Raw genomic sequence first — 22,489 nt, 5'->3', positions numbered from 1 at the left:
GTGATAGCCGTCGCCCCGCCGCGCGCGGACGTGGAGCGCGAGGTTGATCTTGGCGGGGGCGGTTTCGGTGATCATTCGCTTCGTCCGGTTGAGATCGCCGCGGCAAAGCCGCGTCGTCGGACGGCGCTGGTGGCGCCGCCGGCCGGGGGGGGGGGGGGGGGGGGGGGGGGGGGGGGGGGGGGGGGGGGGGGGGGGGGTGGGGCTGACCAGGCCCGCGGGCGGGTCGCCCCCCCCGCGCCCCCGCCGGGGCGGCGCCGGGGGGGGGGGGCGCCGCCGGCCGGGCGCGCCTCGAGGCGCGACGCAGCTTCGCTGCGTCTTGCCCGGCGCGCCTTACATATTGGGGTAGTTGGGGCCCCCGCCCCCTTCGGGCACGACCCAGTTGATGTTCTGCGTCGGGTCCTTGATGTCGCAGGTCTTGCAGTGGACGCAATTCTGCGCGTTGATCACGAACTTGGGATCGCCGGTTTCCTCGCCGACGATCTCGTACACCCCCGCCGGGCAGTAACGCTGCGCGGGCTCGTCATACAGCGGCAGATTGTGCTTCACCGGCACATCCGGATCCTTGAGCGTCAGATGGACCGGCTGGTCCTCCTCGTGATTGGTGTTCGAGATGAACACCGACGACAGACGATCGAAGGTCAACACGCCGTCAGCCTTGGGATAGACGATCGGCTGGACCTGATCCTTACGCCACAGGCTCTCGTGATCGGGATGATGGTGGAGCGTGAAGGGCACCTTGAGGCCCCAATGCTCGAGCCACATCGTGATCCCGGCAAGCCCAGACCCGACGAAGTCGCCGAACTTCTTGACCAGCGGCACGACGTTGCGGACGACCGACAGCTCCTTCTTGACCCAGCTCTCCTCGAACGCCGCGGGATAGGCGGCGAGCTCGTCATGTTCCCGCTGGCTGAGGATCGCTTCGGCGGCGGCCTCGGCGGCGAGCATACCCGATTTCATCGCGGTGTGCGTGCCCTTGATCCGCGGCACGTTGAGGAAGCCCGCGCTGTCGCCGATCAGCGCCGCGCCGGGCATCACCAGCTTGGGGATCGACTGCAGCCCGCCATCGCTGATCGCGCGCGCGCCGTAGCTGACGCGCTTGGCACCCTTGAGCAACGCCGCGATCTCGGGATGCGTCTTCCAGCGCTGCATCTCCTGGAACGGCGAGAGATACGGATTGGTGTAGTTGAGCCACGTCACGAAGCCGATCGACACCTGGCCATTGGCCTGATGGTAGATCCAGCCGCCGCCGTTCGACCCGTGCGTCTCGCTGAGCGGCCAGCCCTGCGTGTGGATCACGCGGCCCGGCGAATGGAGCGCGGGATCAATGTCCCACAATTCCTTGACGCCGAGGCCGTAAACCTGCGGATCGCTGTCCTTCGCCAGATCGAAGCTGCGGATCAGCTGCTTCGACAGATGCCCGCGGCAGCCTTCCGAGAAGAAGGTGTATTTCGCGTGGAGCTCGAGACCCGGCGTGTAATCGCCCTTGTGCGAGCCATCGCGTGCGACGCCCATGTCGCCGGTCGCGACGCCCTTCACCGAGCCGTCGTCGTTATAAAGGATTTCGGCGGCGGCAAAGCCGGGGAAGATCTCGACGCCGAGCTCCTCGGCCTTGCCCGCGAGCCAACGGCACAGATTGCCGAGGCTGCCGGTATAGGTGCCCTTGTTGTGCATGAACGACGGCGTGAGGAAATGCGGCAGGTTGCGCTTGCCACCCTTGCTCAGCACCCAGTGGTGGTTCTCGGTGACGGGCACCTCGGCGAGCGGGCAGCCGTCCTCGCGCCAGTTCGGCAGCAATTCGTCGAGGCTCTTGGGATCGATGACCGCGCCCGAAAGGATGTGCGCGCCGACTTCCGAGCCCTTTTCGAGCACGCAGACCGAGAGATCGGCGCCCTTCTCGGCGGCCACCTGTTTCAGCCGGATCGCAGCCGACAGGCCCGAGGGGCCGGCGCCGACGATGACCACATCGTACGGCATGGACTCGCGATGGTTTTCGCCTTCACTCACGGTACTTCTCCATCCGGGGCGCCGTCGCATCGGTCTCGTCGCGCGCGCGGCACTTCCTGTCCTGCTGCGCGTGCCAGCGAATTGACCTTCGCGTCAACATGGTAGCTATAGGCATATATGGGGGCTGACCAAAATATCGACTGGCGGATGGCCGCGGCGAGCGCGCTCGAATGGTGGCGCGACGCCGGCATCGATTCGCTCGTCGACGAGGCGCCGCGCGATTGGACCGCTGCCCCGGTCGCCCCTGTCGTCGTCCCCGAGCAGCGCGCACGCGTTGCCGCCGTAGCGGAACCGGTCGTGCTGCCGCTGCCGCGCACGCTCGAGGATTTTCTGACCTGGCGCGCCGGGGGCGATGCGCCCGAAGCCGACTGGCGCGGCGATCCGATCGGCGCGTCGGGCGATCCGTCCGCCGACATCATGATTTTGACCGACGTGCCCGATCGCGAAGATGGCGACTCGGGAAGCCTGTTCGGCGGGCCAGTGGGCAAACTGTTCGACCGGATGCTCGCCGCGATCGGGCGGAGTCGCGAATCGGTCTACATTGTGCCGATGTGCAGCAAGCGCCCGACTGCGGGGCGGATCGCCCCCGAGATCGAGCAGCGGATCGTCGAGGTTGCGCGGCATCACGTCGCCTTGGTGAAGCCGATGCGGCTGCTCGTGCTGGGAAATGCGCCGAGCCGTGCGCTGACGGGGATGGACGTCGCACATGCCCGCGGCAGTTTACACCCAATTAACCTAGAAGATGGCATGCCAGCGGTAACGGTCGATGTGGTGGCCAGTTTCCATCCGCGGCTGTTGCTGGAACGCCCGGCCGACAAGGCCCGGGCGTGGAAGGATTTACAAATGTTGATCGCGGGGTTGAGCGCATGAGCGCAAAGCGGGTTCTTCTTACCGCTCTTATCCTGGCGGTGCCGGGCATCGCACAGGCAGCGGGCGAACCGCCGATGGCGTCGGTCCAGACCAGCCAGCGCAGCATCATCCCGACCCAGCTCGACGCCGAACAGCGCGATGCCTATCGCGCGGTGTTCGCCAATATCCGCACGCAGAAGTGGCAGGATGCGCAGCTCCTCCTGGCCTCGCTCAAGCCCGGGCCGCTCCACGCGATCGCCGAGGCCGAACTGCTCACCGCCAAGGGCTCGCCCAAGGCCGATCTCGACCCGCTGATGAAGCTGCTCGCCGATGCGCCCGAGCTCCCGCAGGCCAAGCAGATCCTGACGATGGCGGCGTCGCGCGGCGGCGTCGGCCTGCCACCCTTGCCCGAGGCGCGTGCGCTGCGCTGGATCGACGGCGCACCGGCCCGCAAGCGCGCCAAGAGCTTCGGCACTGGCGACATGCTTGCGGTCGAGCTGGCGCTCAAGATGCAGCCCTTCATCAAGGAAGATCGCGGCTTCGAAGCCCAGCAGTTGCTCGAATCGACCCCCGGCCTGTCGTCGGATTCGGTCACCGAGTGGCAACGCAAGATCGCCTGGATGTATTATCTTGCCGGCGACGACGCCAACGCCCGCACGATGGCGGCGCGCGCCGGCAGCGGCTACGGCGATTTCGCGGTCGAAGCGGTGTGGGTCGGTGCGCTCGCCGCGTGGCGGCAGCGCGATTGCGCCGCCGCGGGCGATCTTTTCCAGAGCGTCGCCGCGCGTGCGAGCGATATCGAACTGCGCGCCGCCGGGCTCTATTGGACCGCGCGCGCCGACATGCAGTGCGGCCGTCCCGACCGGATCGAGAACCGCCTCAAGAACGCCGCGCAATATCGCGAGACCTTTTACGGCCTGCTCGCGCGCCAGGCGCTCGGCATCAAGGATGCGCCCAATCGCGCGGCAACACTGTCGGGCACGAGCGACTGGCAGCAGGTCGGGCGTCGTCCCAACGTCCGCGTCGCGGCCGCCTTGGTCGAGATCGGCGAGAACGGCCTCGCCGATGCGGTGATCCGCCAGCAGGCGCGGATCGGCGATCCCTCGGAATATCCTGCGCTGGTCCGCGTGGCGGCGGCGCTCGATTTGCCCGCAACGCAAGTGTGGCTGTCGCATAATGGACCGGTCGGCGCGACGCCGCCGCTCGAGGCGCGCTTCCCCGCGCCGAACTGGGCGCCCGATGGCGGCTGGCGTGTCGACAAGGCGCTGGTGTTTGCGCACACGCTCCAGGAATCGCGCTTCCGCACCGATGTGGTGAGTCCAGCGGGCGCTTACGGCTTGATGCAGGTGATGCCGCGCGCCGCGACCGACATCGCGCGCAAGCAAGGCCGCAGCTTCGACCGCAGCGCACTGTCGCGCCCCGGCACCAATTTCGAAGTCGGCCAAAGCTATCTCGAGCAATTGCGCGACCAGCGGTGCACCGAGGGGCTGCTGCCCAAGGTCATCGCTGCCTACAATGCCGGCCCCGGCCCGGTCGAGCTGTGGAACGCGCAGACGCGCGATGGCGGCGATCCGCTGCTCTATATCGAATCGATCCCCTATTGGGAGACGCGTGGCTACGTCACCACCGTGCTGCGCAATTACTGGGTCTATGAAGCGCAAACCGGCAAGCCGGCGTCGGTCAGCCGCGCGGCGCTCGCGCAGGGCATGTGGCCGCGCTTCCCCGGCCTGCCCGGGGCGGCGGCGGTGCGGCTGACCTCGAGCAACGGCTATCGTGCTTCGGCGAGCCTTCCCAACAAGGCGGTCGCCAGTGCCAATTGACGAAGCCGCGACGTTTCTTCCCGTCCGGATTGCCGTTCTCACCGTTTCCGACACGCGCAGCCTGGCCGATGATCGCTCGGGCGACACGCTCGTCGCGCGGTTGACCGACGCGGGCCACGTTCTGGCGGCGCGCGAGATCGTCAAGGACGATGCCGATCTGCTCGTGGCGACGCTGCACCGCTGGATCGACGATCCGGCGGTCGACTGCATCATTTCGACCGGCGGCACCGGGGTGACCGGGCGCGACGTTACGCCAGAGGCGATCGAGCGCGTTGCCGACAAGCTGATCCCGGGGTTCGGCGAACTGTTCCGTTGGCTGAGCTTCAAGACGATCGGCACCTCGACCGTCCAGTCGCGTGCATGTGCGTGCGTGACGCGCGGAACGTATATCTTCGCGCTACCGGGCTCGACCGGCGCGGTGAAGGATGGCTGGGACGGGATCCTCGCGAGCCAGCTCGACTCTCGGCACAAGCCCTGCAATTTCGTCGAATTGATGCCGCGCCTGCGCGAACGGTGAGCCTTTCGAAGGGCTGTCCTTCTTCCGCGTATTGAAGGGCCAACACCGCGTCGACACGCTCAGCGGAACTCCGTCAGCCATCGTAGCGCGCGACGGCAAGTTCGTGCCCCGAACGATCGCGGAAATGGAAGCGGCGCCCGCCGGGAAAATCGAACGCCGCGCGCGTGATCTCCCCGCCTGCCGCGCGGATTGCAGCCTCGGTCGCTTCGAGATCGTCGACCGCGATCACCGCGAGCGCCGCAACGGTAGCCTCGGCCGGGTCGGCCTGGAACCCGATCTCGGTATCGCCAGTCGTCGTCGCGGCATAGCTCGGCCCGAAATCGCTGAATTGCCACCCGAATGCCGCCGAATAGAAAGCCTTGGCGGTCGCGGTGTCGCGCACCGGCAGCTCGAGATAGTTCAGTCGTGCCATGTCCGTCCCCCCTAACGTCGTTCTTGTTGTGTTCTGGTGCACTTGCTAGACAGCGTCAATGGCCGACAAACGCCCCAGTCGCGGTGCGACGCTCAATCGCGAGAGCCAGCGCTTCAACCTGCCAGCGCGCGAGGCCGATGGCGACTGGCTCGATGATAGCTTTGCGATCGACGGCGAGACGCCGCGCCTGCGAACCACCGTGACGGTCGAGCGCGCGCGGACGATCATCAGCCGCAACAGCTCGCCCGACATCGGCTTCGACCGCTCGATCAATCCGTATCGCGGCTGCGAGCATGGCTGCATTTACTGCTTCGCGCGGCCGACCCACGCCTTCCACGATCTCTCGCCAGGGCTCGATTTCGAGAGCAAGCTGTTCGCCAAGCCCGATGCCGCGGTGCTGCTCCGCGCCGAACTCGGCAAGCGCGGCTATGTCGCGCAGCCGATCGCGTTCGGGACCAACACCGATCCGTATCAGCCGATCGAGACCGACTGGCAGATCACGCGCGCCTGCCTCGATGTGCTTGCCGAGACCAACCACCCGCTGACGATCACGACCAAGTCCGACCGCGTCGTGCGCGATATCGATGTGCTCGCGCCGATGGCGGCGAAGGGGCTGGCGGCGGTGGCGATCTCGCTGACCTCGCTCGACCCGAAGATCGCGATGACGCTCGAGCCGCGTGCGCCTGCCCCGACGCGGCGGCTGGCGGCGGTGCGCGCGTTGGTCGAAGCGGGGATCCCGACGCACGTCTCGATCGCCCCGGTGATCCCGGCGATCACCGATCACGAGATCGAACAGCTGATCGAGCGCGCCGCCGAGGCGGGTGCGCGCTCGGTGTCGTTCATCCCGGTGCGGCTGCCATGGGAGGTGGCGCCGCTGTTCAAGGCGTGGCTCGACGCGCATTTTCCCGACCGCGCGAGCAAGGTGATGGCGATCATCGCCTCGATCCGCGACGGGCGCGAGAACGATCCGGGTTTCTTCACGCGGATGCGCGGCAGCGGGCCGTGGGCGGAGCTGATGCGGACGCGCTTCCAGATCGCGTGTCGCAAACATGGCATGAATGTCGAGCGGATTGCGCTACGCAGAGACCTGTTCCGCCCCCCGGCGGGGCCGCAGGGGGATTTGTTCGGATGAGCCGCGTCAAGCATCGCCTGCCCGACCGTGCCGCGGTGCTCGCGCTGGTCGACGCGCGCGGGCAGATCGCGGTCCGGGCCACGCCCAATGCGAGCGCGAACGCGGTGGCGCTACCTGCCGAGGGGGCGGCACGCGTGCTTTCGATCCGGACGACGATCACGCCCGAAGACGGCAAGGCCAACGACGCGATCCTCGGATTGCTCGCCGAGGCGCTCGGCTGCCCCAAGTCGGCGCTGACGCTGGTGCGCGGGGCGACCGCGCGGGATAAGGTCGTGCAGATCGAGCGCTAAGGTCGGCACGGCTTATTCTTCGCGCGTTCCCCGGCGAAGGCCGGGGTCCAGCAGTAGCGCGGCGAAGGCGCGCGGCGCGTTCGATCATCCAGGCCATCGCTCCTGGGCCCCGGCCTTCGCCGGGGAGCCGTGTTTCTATCGCGCTTATGCATGGCCGCGGTCGGCTCACCCCGCCAGCACATGATCCTTGAAGCGGGCGCGCAGCGCGGTCTTGAGGATCTTGCCCGTCGCGGTGTGCGGGAGATCATCGACGAAGACGATCTCGTCGGGCAGCCACCATTTCGCGACATGCTCGCCCAAATGCGCGCGAATCGCGGCAGCTTCCACCATGCTGTCGGGCTTGCGCACGACCACCAGCAGCGGGCGCTCGTCCCATTTCGAATGATAGATCCCGATCGCGGCGGCTTCGGCGACGCCGGGGCAGCCGACCGCGGCGTTCTCGAGGTCGACCGACGAGATCCACTCGCCGCCCGACTTGATGACGTCCTTGGCGCGATCGGTGATCTGCATTGTGCCATCACGATGGAGAACGGCGACATCGCCGGTATCGAACCAGTTATCGGCGTCGACCGCGTCCTCCTCGGCGCCGAAATAGCGCTGGACGATCCACGGTCCGCGGACTTGCAGCCGCCCCGAGGACACGCCGTCACGTGGCTGCTCGACATCATCGTCGTCGAGCACGCGCAGCTCGATCCCGAACGGGATGCTGCCTTGCTTCTGGAGCAGGTCGAGCTGGTCGTCGCGCGACAATTCGTCCCAATTGGCCGGCGGTGCGGCGGCAGTCGCGACGGGCGAGGTCTCGGTCATGCCCCAGAGGTGGATCACCTTGATCCCCATATCGAGGAAGCGCGCAATCATCGCGCGCGGTGCCGCCGAGCCGCCGACGGTGATCGCCTCGAGCGTGCGCGGCAGCTCGCCGGTCGTGTCGATATGCTGGAACAAAGCAAGCCACACCGTCGGCACCCCGCCCGCCAGCGTCACGTGTTCGCGGTTCATCAGGCCGCACAGCACCGCGGCATCGTTGACCGCCGAGAAGACGAGCTTGGTGCCCGCGAGCGGCGCGGCGAAGCACAGCCCCCAGGCGGCGGCGTGGAACAGGGGCACGATCGGCAGCACGGTCGAACGCGCGCTCAGCGTCATCACCGCGGGCGAGGCGGCGTGCATCGCGTGGAGCAGCGTCGAGCGGTGGGTGTAGAGCACGCCCTTGGGGTTGCCCGTCGTGCCGCTGGTGTAGCAGAGCATGCACGGCGCGCGCTCGTCGCCCTCGACCCAGGCATAGGCGCCGGTCTCGGCGTCGAGCAGCGCGTCGAACGCGCCGTCGTCGAAGCAGATATAGTGTTCGATGCTCGTCCACAGCGGCTTGAGGCGATCGACCAGCGGCTGGAACTGCTTGTCGTAGAGCAGCACGCGGTCCTCGGCATGGTTCGCGATGTAGACGAGCTGTTCGTCGAACAGCCGCGGGTTGATCGTGTGGACCACCCCGCCCATCCCGATCGTGCCGTACCAGGCGACGAGATGCGATCCGTGGTTCATGCCGAGCGTCGCGACGCGGTCGCCGGGGGCGATGCCGAGGCGTTCGAGCGATTGCGCCAGCCGTTTGGCGTCGTGCGCGACGCCGGCCCAGGTGCTGCGCGTTTCGCTACCGTCGGCCCAGCGTGTGACGATCTCGCGCCCGCCATGCTCGCGCGCGGCATGATCGAGCAGCCGCGGCACCCGCAATTCGAAATCCTGCATTCCACCGAGCATTCCAGACTCCACTCCTGTTTATGGGAGGGGCTGGGGGAGGGCATGTCGCTGCCCGCTCTCACCACTCCCCTCCCCAGCCCTCCCGCAAGCGGGAGGGCGCTATGTCAGCTCAACCCACCAGCGACAGCTGCGCGCCGCTGGTGCGCAGCACCACATTGCCGACATCCTGCAGCGCTTCGATCCGCCCGACAAGCTCGCCGTCGAGCAGGAAGTCGCGGCCGAGCAGAACGCGCGCGGTATTTCCCCCGGGAACCGCGACCGTCGCCCATACCTCGCCACGTGCGCCGCGCGCATCGCCGATCATCGCCGCGAGCGACGCCATGCCGGCGGGCGAGGCGATCGTCAGCTCGAGGCTGAAACGCGCGTCGTTGGCGAGCGCCTCGAACGGCTGGATCCGCTTGACCGAAACGCGCGGAGTCTCCTCGCCCGGACGGCGATCGAGCTCGACCGTCACCAGCCCGCATCCGCCGTTGCGCGCCGCTTCCTCGAGATCGGCGGCGACCGAATCGTCGAAGCACGTCGCGACGAACTGCCCCGACGGATCCGACAGCGTCGCCATCAGATAGCGTTTGCCGCGTGCCGATGTCCGCCAGCGCGCATCCTCGACCAGCGCCGCCATCGTCGCGCCGGTGCGCGTCCCGTCGTCGGGGATGTTGAGCTCGCCCAAGGTGGCGAAGCTGCGTGCACCGTGCATCTTGGCGAGGTGGCTGTGGCGATCGACCGGATGCGCCGAGAAATAGAAGCCGAAGGCGTCGCGCTCCTGGTCCATCCGCTCGGCAAGCGTCCAGCGCGCCGAGAGCGGGAGCTTGATCGGCGGCTCGGACGCTTCCGCAGTGCCGAACAGACCGCCCTGCCCGCTGGTCTTCTGCTCGTGGATCCGCGCGGCGGTCGCCAGGATCGTCTCGGCGCAAGCGAGAATGCCTGCGCGGTTATCGTTGAGTCCGTCGAACGCGCCCGCCGCCGCGAGTGTTTCGAGCTGGCGCTTGTTCATGACGCGCGGGTCGATCCGGCGCGCGATGTCGTCGATCGAGTCGAACCGCCCGTTCGCGTCGCGCTCGGCGACGACCTTCTCCATCGCCCCCTCGCCGACCGATTTCAGCGCGGCGAGCGCATAGCGGACGGCGAGCCCGTCGCCGCTGTCTTCCACCGTGAAGTCGGCTTCGCTGCGCAGGATGCACGGCGGCAGCAGCTTGACGCCGAGCCGCCGCATGTCGTCGACGAAGATGCTGAGCTTGTCGGTCAGCGTGAGATCGAAGCACATCGAGGCGGCGAAGAATTCGTGTGGGTGATGCGCCTTGAGCCAAGCGGTCTGGTACGACAGCAACGCGTAGGCGGCGGCGTGCGACTTGTTGAAGCCGTAGCCGGCGAACTTGTCGATCAAGTCGAACAGCTCGTTCGCCTTGGCGGCGTTGATGCCGTTGATCGTCAGGCACCCCTCGGCAAAATGGGCTCGTTGCGCGTCCATCTCGGCCTGATTCTTCTTGCCCATCGCGCGGCGCAGCATGTCGGCTTGCCCAAGCGAATAGCCCGCGAGGATCTGCGCGGCCTGCATCACCTGTTCCTGGTAGACGAAGATGCCGTAGGTCTCGGACAGGATCCCCTCGAGCAGCGGATGCGGGTACTCGATCGGTTCGAGCCCGTTCTTGCGGCGGCCGAACATCGGGATGTTGTCCATCGGGCCCGGGCGATAGAGCGAGACGAGCGCGATGATGTCGCCGAAGTTCGACGGGCGGACGGCGGACAGCGTGCGCCGCATCCCCTCGGATTCGAGCTGGAACACGCCGACCGTGTCGCCCTTCTGGAGCAGTTTGTAGACGCCCTCGTCATCCCATTCGAGCGCATCGAGATCGAGCACGACACCGCGCGCGGCGAGCAGGTCGATCGCCTTCTTGAGCACGGAGAGCGTCTTGAGGCCCAAGAAGTCGAACTTCACGAGGCCCGCGCCCTCGACATATTTCATGTCGAACTGCGTGACGGGCATGTCCGAGCGGGGATCGCGATACAGCGGGACGAGATCGGCGAGCGGGCGATCGCCGATCACCACGCCTGCGGCGTGCGTCGAGCTGTGGCGCGGGAGGCCCTCGAGCTGCATCGCGAGGTCGAGCAGATGGCGGACGTTGCTGTCGGACTTGTACTCGGCGTGGAGTTCGACCACGCCGTCGAGCGCGCGCTTCAATGTCCACGGATCGGCGGGCAAGTTCGGGATCAGCTTGGCGAGCCGGTCGATCTGGCCATAGCCCATCTGCAGCACGCGCCCGGTGTCCTTGAGCACCGCGCGCGCCTTCAGGCGCCCGAAGGTGATGATCTGCGCGACCTGGTCGCGGCCGTATTTCTCCTGGACGTAGCGGATCACCTCGCCGCGGCGGGTTTCGCAGAAATCGATGTCGAAGTCGGGCATCGACACGCGTTCCGGATTGAGGAAGCGCTCGAACAGCAGCCCCAGCTTGATCGGATCGAGATCGGTGATCGTCAGCGCCCAGGCGACGACCGAGCCTGCGCCCGAACCGCGGCCCGGGCCGACCGGGATGTCGTGATCCTTCGCCCATTTGATGAAGTCGGCGACGATCAGGAAATAGCCGGGGAAACCCATCTGGATGATGACGTCGAGCTCGAAATCGAGCCGGGTGCGGTAGACGGCGCGCCAGTCTTCGGCTCCCCCTTCTTCACCCCCCTCCCGCTTGCGGGAGGGGTTGGGGGTGGGCTCGCGCTCTCCGGCTGCGGTATCGCTTGTTGAGGTCGGGCGCCCACCCCCAGCCCCTCCCGCAGGCGGGAGGGGAGCAGAGACGGCGAGTTCGGCAATCCGATCCAGCCGTCGCTCCAACCCCGCATGCGCGTCTTCGCGAAGCTTCGCCGCTTCCGCCGTCGGATCACCCGCCAGACTCGGCAGGATCGGCTTGCGCTTGGGCGCCGCGACACCGCAGCGCTGCGCGACCACCAGCGTATTGTCGATCGCCTCGGGCAGATCGGCGAACAGCGCGCGCATGTCCTTGGCGGGCTTCATCCAAGCATCGGGCGAGCTGCGCACGCGGTCTTCGCTGGCAATGTAGGTCGAGCTGGCGATGCACAGCAGGATATCGTGCGCCTCGCTGAAGCCGGGCTCGGCAAAGCAGCACGGGTTGGTCGCGACGATCGGCAGATCGCGGTCATAGGCCAGGTCGAGCAGCGCGTTCTCGGCCTTGGTCTCGATCTCGTCGCCGCGCCGCGTCAACTCGATATAGAGCCGGTCGGGGAACAGCGTCTCGAGGCGTTCGCAATAGGCCAGCGCGCGGTCAGGCTGATCTTCGGCGAACAGCTTGGCAAGCCCGCCCTCGCGGCCTGCGGTCAGCGCGATAAGGCCGTCGGTCCGCCCCTCGAGTGCCGCGAAATCGACATGCGCGTTGAGTTCGAGCGGGCGATCGAGATGCGCCTGCGAGACAAGCACGCACAGGTTCTGATAGCCGACCTCGTCCTGCGCGTAGAGCGCGATCCAGTCGAGCACTGGCGTCATGCCCTCGGGCATCCCCGGGCGGCACACGCCGAGCATCGCGCCGATGATCGGCTGCACGCCCGCAGCCCGCGCCGCGTCGGAATAGGCCATCGCGGCGTACAGGCCGTTGCGATCGGTCAGGGCGGCAGCGGGGAAACCGAGTTCCTGCGCGCGCTTGGCGATGGCCTTGGGCTCGATCGCGCCGTCGAGCATGGTGAAGGAGGAGAAGATACGAAGGGGGACGAAACCGGAATGCGACATGGATGTGACTATGGGGGGTGCGCCGGATTCAGGGAAGGCGGTGACTCGCAAAATGCGGTGGATATCGTCGAGGGGAGGATAAGAAGTTTTGTTCGCGCAGAGGCGCAGAGGACGCAGAGCGGAAGACTGAAACGCGCGGCGCGCGCCTACCTGAAACGGGAGGGTCTATCCGTCGCTTGCCAGGAGCGCGCCATCTCTTCGTTCTCCGCGCCTCCGCGCGAACCAATCTACAGCAGCTTCGCGATATCCGCCTCGATATCGGCAGGCTTGGTCGTCGGCGCATAGCGTTCGACGACGCGGCCGTCCTTGCCGACGAGGAACTTGGTGAAGTTCCACTTGATGCCCTGCAGGCCGAGCAGGCCTGGGGCCTGTTTCTTGAGTTCGACGAACAAGGGATCGGCGTTCGCCCCGTTGACGTCGACCTTGGCGAACACCGGGAAGGTCACGTCATAGGTCAGCGAGCAGAAATTGGCGATCTCGGCGGCATCGCCCGGCTCCTGCGCGCCGAACTGGTTGCACGGGAAGCCAAGCACCTCGAACGGCTGCCCGGCGAACTTGCGGTGCAGCGCCTCGAGCCCCTCATACTGCGGCGTAAACCCGCATTTCGAAGCGGTATTGACGATCAGCAGCACCTTGCCGGCATAAGTGGAGAGATCGACGGGCGAGCCATCGGCGGCCTTGACGGTGAGGTCGGTGATCGCGGTCATGCGGATGTCCCTTCGTTGCGTGCGAGCAGGAAGCACAGATTGCGCTCGACGCCGGCCCATTCGCTGGCGATGATCGAATAGACCACAAGATCGCGCACCCGGCCATCCATCACCTGGTGGTTGCGCAAGATCCCGTCACGCTTGGCGCCGAGCCGCTCGATCGCGGCCTGCGAGCGCTTGTTGAACCAGTCGGTGCGGATCTGGACGGCGTTGCAGCCCAGGACCTCGAAGGCATGGCGCAGCAACAGCAGCTTGGCCTCGGTGTTGACACCGCTGCGCTGGACCGACTTGGCATAGAACGTCCCGCCGATTTCGAGCCGCTTATGGCCTGCGCTCATCCGCATGTAGCGCGTGAGCCCAACGACGCGGCCGTCGGGCGTGCACACGGTAAACGGCATCGCCCGCCCGAAGTCGCGTTCCTTGAAGAGCGCCGCCATGAAGGCTTCGGGATCGGTCAGAGTCGAGACGTTGGTGAAGAACAGCTCGCTGATCTTCCCATCCGCCGCCGCCGCGACGATCGCGTCGCGATCCTCGGGCTGCGTCGGGCGGAGCGTGACGTGCCGCCCGACCATCGTCGGCGCGTCGGTCCAGCTCATGCCAGCCGCCCCTCGTGCAGCCGCACGACACGGTCCATCTTGAGCGCCATCCGCTCGTTATGCGTCGCGACCAGCGCGGCGGTCCCCTCGCCGCGCACGAGCCGCAGGAATTCGGCGAGCACCACGTCGGCGGTCGCCTCGTCGAGATTGCCGGTGGGTTCGTCCGCCAGCACCAGCGCCGGCTGATTGGCGAGCGCGCGCGCGACCGCGACGCGTTGCTGCTCGCCGCCCGACAATTGGCTCGGGCGATGCGTCAGGCGGTGGCCGAGGCCGAGCGCGGTTAGCAAGGCGGTCGAGCGCTCGTTGGCCTCTGCGCGCGTCTTGTCGCGGATCATCTGCGGCAGGACGACATTCTCGGTCGCGTTGAAGTCTGGCAGCAAATGGTGGAATTGGTAGACGAAGCCGAGCTTGTCGCGCCGGACGCGCGTGCGACCGTCCGAATTGAGCCGCGCGGTCTCCTCGCCATCGATCAGGATCGAGCCGCCAAAGCCACCCTCGAGCAGCCCGACCGCCTGCAACAGCGTCGACTTGCCCGAGCCCGAGGGGCCGAGCAACGCGACGATCTCGCCCGCACCGACTTGCAAGTCGACGCCGCGCAGCACCTCGATCGTCTGCCCGCCCTGTTCGAAGCTGCGCGTCAGCCCGGTGACGCCGAGGACCGGATTATTCATAACGCAAAACCTGGACGGGATCGGTGCTCGCCGCCTTCAGCGCGGGGTAGAGCGTGGCGAGGAAACTGAACAGCAGCGCCATCAGCGCAATGACGGTGACTTCGACTGGGTCGGTCTTCGACGGCAGTTCGCTCAGGAAGCGGATCGAGGGATCCCACAGGTTCTGCCCCGTCACGAGCTGGACGAAATCGACGACGCTCTGGCGGAAATAGAGGAAGATGAACCCGAGCATCAGCCCCGCGACGACGCCGAGCGCGCCGATCGTCGTGCCGACCGTCATGAAGATGCGGATCATCCCCCCCCTGCTCGCGCCCATCGTCCGCAGGATCGCGATGTCGCGGGTCTTGGCGCGGACCAGCATGATCAGCGACGACAGGATGTTGAACACCGCGACGAGGATGATGATCGACAGCACGGTGAACATCGCGACGCGCTCGACCGCGAGCGCTTCGAACAGCTGCGCGTTCATTTGCCGCCAGTCCTGGATGACCCCCATCTTGCCGACCTTATTCGCAAGCGGGGCGAGGATCGGCCCGACCTGATCGGCATTGCTCGTTTGCAGCTCGATCATGTTGACCGAGTCGCCGAGCATGAGGAGCGTCTGCGCGTCCTCCATCGGCATGATGATATAGGCCTTGTCGTAATCATAGACGCCGATCGTGAAGACCGCGCCGACGGTATATTGCACGATCCGCGGCACCGTGCCGAACGGCGTGGTCTGCCCTTGCGGGCTGATCAGCGAGATCTGGCTGCCGACGACCGCGCCCAATTGGTCGGCGAGTCCCGAGCCGATCGCGATCTGGCCGCTGCCCGGCATCAGCGACGACAGCGAGCCCATCACGACCTTGCTGCCGATCGTCTTGTTCGAACGGATATCCGACACGCGCATGCCGCGCACCAGCACGCCTTCGACGCGGCCGTTATAGGTCGCCATCAGCGGCTGTTCGATCAGCGGCGTTGCGCTGGTCACGCCTTTGGTCGTTTCGGCGAGCCCGACGACTTGACGCCAGTCGCGCATCTGCCCGCCATACGCCTGGACGACGGCATGGCCGTTGAGCCCGACGATCTTGTCGAACAGCTCGGCGCGAAAGCCATTCATCACGCTCATCACGATGACGAGCGCGGCGACTCCGAGCATCACGGCGACAAGACTGATACCGGCGACGAGGAAGATGAACCCCTCACCCTTGCCGGGCAGCAAGTAGCGCCGGGCGATCATGCGTTCATAGCGGGAGAGGATCATGGCGAGCGCTCTAGGACGCGGCCGATGCGCTGGCAACCGCTTGCCCCAAGGACGCAGCTGTTGCGCAAGCGCCACAGCCGCGCCGCAATCGGTTCGCAACGGCCACATTCCCCATGACAACCTCCCGACGCGCTCGTAACGCTTTTGTCACTGACACACAGGCAACGGCCGTGGGTTCGGGGACTGGCCTTCAGCGCCGCCGCAGGGCTGGCAGCGAAGGCCTAAATGGGGGCTGACGAGCGATCGTCACGCAGGCGTCCGGGTCGGAAACGGCCCGGACGTTTGCATTTGGGCGAAGGCGCGTGCGCCACGCGCCGGTCCGCGGGAGCGGATCGCCCAAATCGGCCGTCGGGTCGCCCTCGTGGCGAACCCGTCCGACGGCGGCTTTGCCGACCGGCGTTTTCCCACCGACGCAACACACCCCTCACCCGACCTCGCTGCGCTCGGTCACCCTCTCCCGCATGCGGGAGAGGGAAAGGGAAGGAGACCAACTCAAAACGTCTTGGAAATCGTACCCCCGAACGTCCGCGGGTCGCCCGGTTGCCCGACGATCAACCCCGTACTGCCCGATTGCGTCGACAGCAGCTCGAAGTAATTCCGGTCGAACGCGTTACGCACCCAGGCGTAGACGTTGAAATCCGTCTTGCGATAGCCGAGCCGGAAGCTCGAGAGCGCATAGCCCCCGATCCAGGTAGACGCCGAGGGCGACGGATTGGACGAGAAGCGCGAGCGATAGCTGCCGTCATACCCGACATAGACCTGTCCGCCCGATCGGCCGACCGGCACATTGTATTCGCCGCCGTACGAGAAGGACCATTTCGAGATCCCCGGCAGCCGCTGCCCCGATATGTCGCACGCCGCCGGGCTGACGCCCCCCGCGACCCCGGCGGCGGTCGCCGGACTGGTCGCGCTGGCGGCGCTCCCGCCCGAAAGCTCGGGCGGGCATGGCGCGTTCTTGAAGTCGACGTATTTGGCGTCGGTATAGGCGCCGTTGCCATAGACCGAGAAACGCCGGCTCGGACGGAAGCTCGAGTCGAACTCGAACCCGCGCGACCGCACCTTGCCGGCATTGGCGAGATACCCGCGGATCACGTTGATCGCATTGTTGTTCACGGTCGCTTGATAATCGGTGATGTCGGTCCAGAAACCGGCGAGGTTGAGCGTCAGCCGACGGTTGAGAAACTGCGTCTTGAGCCCGATCTCATAGGCGTTGACCTTTTCGGGCTTCACGGTCTGCGTCGTCAGGTCGACGCCGGTGCTGGTCGCGTTGAGCGGCAGGCCCGACAGGTTGATCCCGCCCGATTTGAAGCTGCGCGCATAGGAGGCGTAGCCGTGGACGTCCGCCGCAAAGTCGTAAGACAGCGTGAGATCGCCCGACACGTTCCACGCGCTGAACCGCGGGCTGTAATGCTGCGGGGCGAGCGTGTTGATCTGGTTCTGGAAGGTGGTGCGCGCCGCGCCCGCTGGCGTCGCGGCGAGCAGGGCCGCGACGTTCGCACCGGTCGCGACGAAACTATACTGGCTGTTGGCGATGCTGACGACCGCATCGTAGGTGCCCGATTTCTTGTCGTAATTGACGCGAAGCCCCGGCTGGAGATGGAGCTTGTCGGTCAAAGCCCAGTTGAGCTTGCCGAACACGGCGAAGCTCGTGTTGTCGAAGGCGATCGTGTTGGTCGAGGTGAGGCCGTTGAGCACGTTCGGATTGCTGGCGTCGCTGCCCGACAGGAGGAAGCGGCTCGCCGCCGATCCCTGCACCTGCGAACCCTGGGTGCGGATCGTCTGGTGGAACAGGAAGGCGCCGACGGTATAGTCGAGCCGGCTCTTCCCGTTCGAGGCGAGCCGGAACTCCTGCGAGAGCTGCTTTTGCTGCGACGGGTTCTGCGAGATCGTGGTGATCGGCAAGCCGATGAAATCGCGGTCGTTGGCCGGCTGCCAGTCCCAATAGCGCCACGCGCTGACCGAGGTCAGCGTTGCCGGCCCGAGGTCCCAATTGGCGACGAGCGACGCACCGCCGACTTCCTGGCGCGAATTGATGCTGGCATCGAGATCGGTGACGCGGTCGAACGGGTTTGTGCTCGGCGGGGCATAGCCGAACGCCGCGGCGAGCGCGCCATATTGCCGGTTCGCCGCGCGCTGCGTCGTACCGACGCGCGCGTAATATTGCGCGCAGCAGAGCGGGTTCTGCACATTGAAATCGCCCGACAGCGTCAGGCTCAGCGTGTCGGTCGGCTTGTAGAGCGCCTGTCCACGAAAGCCGAGATTGCGCTGGCGATGAAGATCGGTCTTGCTCGCAACGTCGTAGATCGTGCCGTCGCGCGTCGTCGCCGAGGTCGACAGACGGATCGCCAGCGTGTCGGTGATCGGGCCCGAAACCGAGGTCTTGAGCTGACCGAAATTGTAATTGCCGACGCTCACTTCGGCGCGGACCTCAGGGGTGAAGCTGGGCGCGCGCGTCGTGATGTTGAGCGCGCCCGACGTCGTGTTCTTGCCGTACAGCGTGCCCTGCGGCCCGCGCAGCACCTCGATCCGGTCGACATCGATGAAGTCGAAGGTCGCCGCGCCGACGCGGCCGATATAGACGCCGTCGATATAGAAACCGACGCCCTGCTCGATCCCGTCATTGGTCAAGCCGAACGGCGCGCCGAGCCCGCGGATGTTGATCGCCGAATTGCGCGGGTTGCTCGAATAGAATTGCAGCGAAGGGACTTGCTGCTGGAGCCGGTTGACGTTGAACGCGCCGCTCTCGGCGAGCGATTTGCCGGTCAGCACCGAGAGCGCGATCGGCACGGTCTGCTGCGTTTCGGCGCGGCGCCGGGCGGTGACCAGGATGTCGCCGCTATTCTCCTGCGCTGCCGGCGCGTCCGCCTGGGTGGCAACCACGGGTGCGTCTGCGGCAACGGGCGGATCGGTCACCACGGCGGGACTTCCGAGCGCGGTCGACGCGAGCAGCAGAGCCGGAAAGGAAGCAAGCAAGACGGTCCCCTGGTTTCGGGCTTTTCCCGAGTCGCGCCATATGCCCACCAAAGGCGGGGACTATCACTCGCGCTCGTTCTTGGGGCCGCGATAGGTGCGCTTTAGCATCGCTTCAAAAACCGCGGCGGGGCCTCTTGAACTCGGTGCGCGGCCAACCAGATTCAGCGAGTGCGGCGCTCTTTGGGAGGCCGCGCCGGGCGGGTCGCGCAGCAGCGGACCCGGCTCGATTTCGACGACACTCGCTTAATCGAAGGAGTTTTTATGCGTACGTTCGATCTGACCCCCTATCGCCGCTCGACCGTCGGCTTCGATCGGCTGTTCGACATGCTCGAGGCCAATGCGCGCCAGGCGAGCGCCGATAATTACCCGCCCTTCAATCTCGAGCGACTCGATGGCGACCGCTATCGCATCACGCTCGCCGTCGCCGGTTTCGGCCGCGACGACATCGAGATCACCGCGCAGCAGAACCTGTTGCAGGTGAAGGGTCGCAAGGAAGCGCAGGACGAGGCGACCGCCGCGTTCCTCCATATCGGCATCGCCAACCGCAACTTCGAGCGCCGCTTCGAACTCGCCGATTTCGTGCGGGTCGAGGATGCTCGGCTCAATGATGGCTTGCTGGTGATCGACCTGGTCCGCGAAGTGCCCGAGGCGATGAAGCCCAAGACCATCGCGATCAAGACCAGCGCCCCGCTGGTCGCGGTCGACTCCGCGAGCGACGTCAAGGCGGCATAACGCTCGTTCGAGCGCCCTTACGGCGGTGTCGGGAGCGATCCCGGCGCCGCCGATTGCGCACTCTGGCCGGTTGCGGATCGGAGCGCCCCTGCTAGCCTGACAGGACCGAACCCGGCCGATCAGGAGTCTCCGCCATGCCGCCTCGACCGCGCGATACCGCCTGATGGCAACGAGCCTCCCGGTCGAGCGCTATCTCGACGAAGGCATCGCGGCGCTGCGTCGCGGCGACGCGACGCGCGGTCGCGCCTTGCTCTCCGCGATCGAAAGCGATCCGCGCGCGCTTTTTCCGCTCGCCTTCGCGTGCGGGGCGTTACGCGACGAAGCCGGCGCCCGACGCGCGCTGCAGCGGCTGCTCGGCCTGCAACCCGATCACATCCCAGCGTTGATCATGATGGGCGACCTTACCGCGCAAACCGATCAACGCGGTGCCGCTGCGTATTACCAAGCCGCGATCGCCAATGCGGCGGGGCAGCGCGATGCGCTCCCGCCGGAGCTGCAGGCTGATCTCGAGCGCGCGGCTGGCTTCATCGCCGCGACGTCGCGCGACTATGAAGCGTTCCTGCACGATCATCTGGCGGCCAGCGGCATCCGGCTGAGCGCGGCGACTCGCCGCGTCAAGCACGCGATCGACCTGCTGACGGGCAAGACCGAGATTTTCGTCCAGCGACCGTCGAGCTTCTACTTTCCGGGTCTGCCGCAAATCGGCTTTTTCGATCGCAGCCAGTTCGACTGGCTCCCTGCCCTCGAAGCTGCGACGGGCGATATCCAGGCCGAACTGCACGTGGTGATGGCGCGCGACGGGGATTTCCCACCCTATGTCGCGACGCCGGCCGATCGCCCCCCGCCCCCCAACCCGCTGCGCGACGATCCAAGCTGGGGCGCGTTCCATCTGCTGCGCGCGGGCACGCCGGTCGCGGGCAATGCCGAGCGTTGCCCGGCGACGATGGCGGCGCTCGCCGCGACGCCGATGCCGCGGATCGACCAGCGCGCGCCGATGGCGTTGTTCTCGCTGCTCAAGCCGGGAACGCACATCACCCCGCATCACGGAATGCTCAACACGCGGCTGATCGTGCATCTGCCGCTGATCACTGCGCCCGAGTGCGGCATGCGCGTCGGCGCCGAGACGCGCGGCTGGACGCTCGGCGAAGCGTTGGTATTCGACGATTCGATCGAACACGAAGCCTGGAACCGCGGCGACACGACGCGTGTGGTCCTGCTGTTCGAGATATGGCGGCCCGAGCTCACCGAACCCGAGCGCGAGGCGCTGAGCGTGCTGTTCGGTGCGGTCGAAGCGTTCGTCGATCAGGGGTGAGCGTGTCGCCCACCCCCGACGACCAGCTCAGACGAGCCGCGACTGCTTGACCGCCGCGGCGATGAAGCTCTTGAACAGGGGATGCGGGTCGAACGGCTTGCTCTTGAGTTCGGGGTGGAACTGCACGCCGACGAACCACGGATGGTCGGGCCGCTCGACGATCTCGGGCAGCGTACCGTCGGGCGACATGCCGCTGAACACCAGACCGCCCTTCTCGAGCCGCTCGCGATACGCGGTGTTGACCTCGTAGCGGTGACGATGGCGCTCCGAGATATCGGTTTCGCCATAGATGCTCGACACCACGCTGTTGCCGTCGAGCTTCGCCGGATAGGCGCCGAGCCGCATCGTGCCGCCGAGATCACCGCCATGTTCGCGCTTCTCGATGCCGGCCGCGCTCATCCATTCGGTGATCATGCCGACGACGGGCTCGGCGGTCGCGCCGAACTCGGTCGAGCTCGCGTCGGGGATCCCGGCGAGATCGCGTGCACCTTCGACGCACGCCATCTGCATCCCGAAGCAGATCCCGAAATACGGAATCTCGCGCTCGCGCGCGAAGCGGACGCTGGCGATCTTGCCCTCCGCGCCGCGCGACCCGAACGCCCCTGGGACGAGGATCGCATGCAGCGGCTCGAGCCGGGCGGTGATGTCGGCATCGTCGGCCTCGAACAGCTCGGCGTCGATCCACTCGACGTTGACCTTCACCTTGTTGGCGATCCCGCCGTGCACCAGCGCTTCGCCGAGCGACTTGTACGCATCCTGCAGGCCGACATATTTGCCGACGACACCGACGGTGACTTCGCCTTCGGGATTGGTCACGCGGTCCATGATGTCGGTCCAGCGCGACAGATCGGGTGCGCTGCCTGGCAGGATGCCGAAGGCGTTGAGCACCGCGTCGTCGAGGCCTTGCTCGTGATACTGCACCGGCACCGCATAGATGCTCTTGGCGTCGAGCGCCGGGATGACGGCTTCCTTGGGAACGTTGCAGAACAACGCGATCTTCGCGCGGTCGCTGTCGGGCAAAGGCTGCTCGCAGCGGCACACCAGCACGTCGGGCTGGACGCCGAGGGCTGCCAGCTCGCGCACCGAATGCTGCGTGGGCTTGGTCTTCAGCTCGCCGGCCGCCGCGATGTACGGCACCAGCGTGACGTGGATGCTGACCGAATTGCCGCGGCCGAGATCGTTGCGGAGCTGGCGAATGGCTTCGATGAAGGGCAGCGACTCGATGTCGCCGACGGTGCCGCCGATCTCGCACAGTACGAAATCGAGATCGTCGGTCTGGTCTTGCGCGAATTCCTTGATCGCGTCGGTGACGTGCGGGATGACCTGAACGGTCGCGCCGAGATAATCGCCGCGCCGCTCGCGCGTGATGATCTGTTGATAGATCCGCCCGCTCGTAACGTTGTCCGACTGGCGCGAGGCGACGCCGGTAAAGCGTTCATAATGCCCGAGATCGAGGTCGGTCTCGGCCCCGTCGTCGGTGACATAGACTTCGCCGTGCTGGTAGGGCGACATCGTGCCGGGATCGACGTTGAGATAGGGGTCGAACTTGCGAATCCGCACGCGGTAGCCGCGCGCTTGCAGCAGAGCCGCGAGGCTCGCTGCCATGAGACCCTTGCCGAGCGAGGAGACCACGCCGCCGGTGATAAAGATGAACCGCGCCATGGGAGAAAAGGCCTAGCGTCAAACGGGGTGGCGCGGCAAGCGCGCGACTCCGGGAAATGGTGGATTAGCGCGACCGATCGAGCCGCGCGCGAAGGG

Annotated in this window: 17 protein-coding genes; 7 read left to right on the top strand and 10 right to left on the bottom strand. The window is 66.6% G+C overall.

Going from position 1 to position 22,489, the window contains the following annotated elements; genetic code table 11:
- Window positions 1-330: 330 nt before the first annotated feature.
- On the bottom strand, window positions 331-1,974 hold the full coding sequence (locus tag QN347_RS11715; protein WP_322164206.1) for an electron transfer flavoprotein-ubiquinone oxidoreductase: 1,644 nt from the start codon (window positions 1,972-1,974) through the stop codon (window positions 331-333).
- Between the two features lie 147 nt (window positions 1,975-2,121).
- On the opposite strand from QN347_RS11715, the gene QN347_RS11710 reads away from it, so the two are divergent.
- The 3 genes from QN347_RS11710 to moaB are packed head-to-tail and all read left to right on the top strand — an operon-like array spanning window position 2,122 to window position 5,190.
- Window positions 2,122-2,874: a uracil-DNA glycosylase gene (locus tag QN347_RS11710; protein ID WP_322163881.1), complete on the top strand. Its 753-nt coding sequence runs from the start codon at window positions 2,122-2,124 to the stop codon at window positions 2,872-2,874.
- Complete coding sequence (locus QN347_RS11705) at window positions 2,871-4,673, top strand: lytic transglycosylase domain-containing protein (RefSeq protein WP_322163882.1); 1,803 nt, start codon at window positions 2,871-2,873, stop codon at window positions 4,671-4,673. The genes QN347_RS11710 and QN347_RS11705 overlap by 4 nt, the downstream gene beginning before the upstream one ends.
- Window positions 4,663-5,190, top strand: coding sequence for a molybdenum cofactor biosynthesis protein B (gene moaB / locus QN347_RS11700; RefSeq protein WP_189674656.1), 528 nt, complete (start codon window positions 4,663-4,665; stop codon window positions 5,188-5,190). Before QN347_RS11705 ends, moaB begins: the two co-directional genes overlap by 11 nt.
- A gap of 73 nt (window positions 5,191-5,263) precedes the next feature.
- On the opposite strand, the gene QN347_RS11695 is transcribed toward moaB, so the two are convergent.
- On the bottom strand, window positions 5,264-5,602 hold the full coding sequence (locus QN347_RS11695) for a VOC family protein (protein ID WP_322163883.1): 339 nt from the start codon (window positions 5,600-5,602) through the stop codon (window positions 5,264-5,266).
- A 58-nt stretch (window positions 5,603-5,660) separates the two neighbouring features.
- On the opposite strand from QN347_RS11695, the gene QN347_RS11690 reads away from it, so the two are divergent.
- On the top strand, window positions 5,661-6,734 hold the full coding sequence (locus QN347_RS11690; RefSeq protein ID WP_322163884.1) for a PA0069 family radical SAM protein: 1,074 nt from the start codon (window positions 5,661-5,663) through the stop codon (window positions 6,732-6,734).
- A complete protein-coding gene (locus QN347_RS11685) occupies window positions 6,731-7,024 on the top strand; it encodes a DUF167 domain-containing protein (RefSeq protein ID WP_322163885.1) in 294 nt (97 codons plus the stop codon). The genes QN347_RS11690 and QN347_RS11685 overlap by 4 nt, the downstream gene beginning before the upstream one ends.
- Window positions 7,025-7,189: 165 nt before the next feature.
- Here QN347_RS11685 and QN347_RS11680 read toward each other — a convergent pair whose 3' ends face one another.
- The 7 genes from QN347_RS11680 to QN347_RS11650 form a co-directional block, all read right to left on the bottom strand.
- Entirely contained in the window at window positions 7,190-8,770 is a 1,581-nt protein-coding gene (locus QN347_RS11680; RefSeq protein WP_322163886.1) for a long-chain fatty acid--CoA ligase, read from the bottom strand.
- A gap of 109 nt (window positions 8,771-8,879) precedes the next feature.
- Window positions 8,880-12,497 (bottom strand): DNA polymerase III subunit alpha, encoded by a 3,618-nt coding sequence (gene dnaE / locus QN347_RS11675; RefSeq protein WP_322163887.1) that lies wholly within the window; start codon window positions 12,495-12,497, stop codon window positions 8,880-8,882.
- A gap of 227 nt (window positions 12,498-12,724) precedes the next feature.
- The gene (locus tag QN347_RS11670) at window positions 12,725-13,204 is read right to left on the bottom strand and encodes a glutathione peroxidase (RefSeq protein WP_322163888.1); all 480 of its coding nucleotides are present in this window, start codon (window positions 13,202-13,204) and stop codon (window positions 12,725-12,727) included.
- A complete protein-coding gene (locus tag QN347_RS11665; protein ID WP_133188068.1) occupies window positions 13,201-13,800 on the bottom strand; it encodes a GNAT family N-acetyltransferase in 600 nt (199 codons plus the stop codon). Before QN347_RS11665 ends, QN347_RS11670 begins: the two co-directional genes overlap by 4 nt.
- Complete coding sequence (locus QN347_RS11660) at window positions 13,797-14,471, bottom strand: ABC transporter ATP-binding protein (protein ID WP_133188066.1); 675 nt, start codon at window positions 14,469-14,471, stop codon at window positions 13,797-13,799. Before QN347_RS11660 ends, QN347_RS11665 begins: the two co-directional genes overlap by 4 nt.
- Window positions 14,464-15,714: a lipoprotein-releasing ABC transporter permease subunit gene (locus QN347_RS11655; protein WP_189674647.1), complete on the bottom strand. Its 1,251-nt coding sequence runs from the start codon at window positions 15,712-15,714 to the stop codon at window positions 14,464-14,466. The genes QN347_RS11660 and QN347_RS11655 overlap by 8 nt, the downstream gene beginning before the upstream one ends.
- 492 nt (window positions 15,715-16,206) lie before the next feature.
- A complete protein-coding gene (locus QN347_RS11650; protein ID WP_323494031.1) occupies window positions 16,207-18,687 on the bottom strand; it encodes a TonB-dependent receptor in 2,481 nt (826 codons plus the stop codon).
- Between the two features lie 261 nt (window positions 18,688-18,948).
- On the opposite strand from QN347_RS11650, the gene QN347_RS11645 reads away from it, so the two are divergent.
- Together QN347_RS11645 and QN347_RS11640 are read left to right on the top strand one after the other, a co-directional pair.
- Window positions 18,949-19,419 carry an Hsp20 family protein gene (locus tag QN347_RS11645; RefSeq protein WP_322163889.1) on the top strand — a complete coding sequence of 157 codons (471 nt, stop codon included), beginning with the start codon at window positions 18,949-18,951 and terminating at the stop codon, window positions 19,417-19,419.
- A 163-nt stretch (window positions 19,420-19,582) separates the two neighbouring features.
- Window positions 19,583-20,731, top strand: a complete 1,149-nt coding sequence (locus QN347_RS11640; RefSeq protein WP_322163890.1) for an aspartyl/asparaginyl beta-hydroxylase domain-containing protein — start codon at window positions 19,583-19,585, stop codon at window positions 20,729-20,731.
- A 27-nt stretch (window positions 20,732-20,758) separates the two neighbouring features.
- On the opposite strand, the gene QN347_RS11635 is transcribed toward QN347_RS11640, so the two are convergent.
- On the bottom strand, window positions 20,759-22,393 hold the full coding sequence (locus QN347_RS11635; protein ID WP_322163891.1) for a CTP synthase: 1,635 nt from the start codon (window positions 22,391-22,393) through the stop codon (window positions 20,759-20,761).
- Window positions 22,394-22,489: the final 96 nt, after the last annotated feature.

The organism is Sphingomonas sp. 10B4, assembly GCF_035019905.1.
In the GTDB taxonomy this organism is placed as follows: domain Bacteria; phylum Pseudomonadota; class Alphaproteobacteria; order Sphingomonadales; family Sphingomonadaceae; genus Sphingomonas; species Sphingomonas glacialis.
This window is presented reverse-complemented; position numbering and strand designations above follow the sequence as displayed.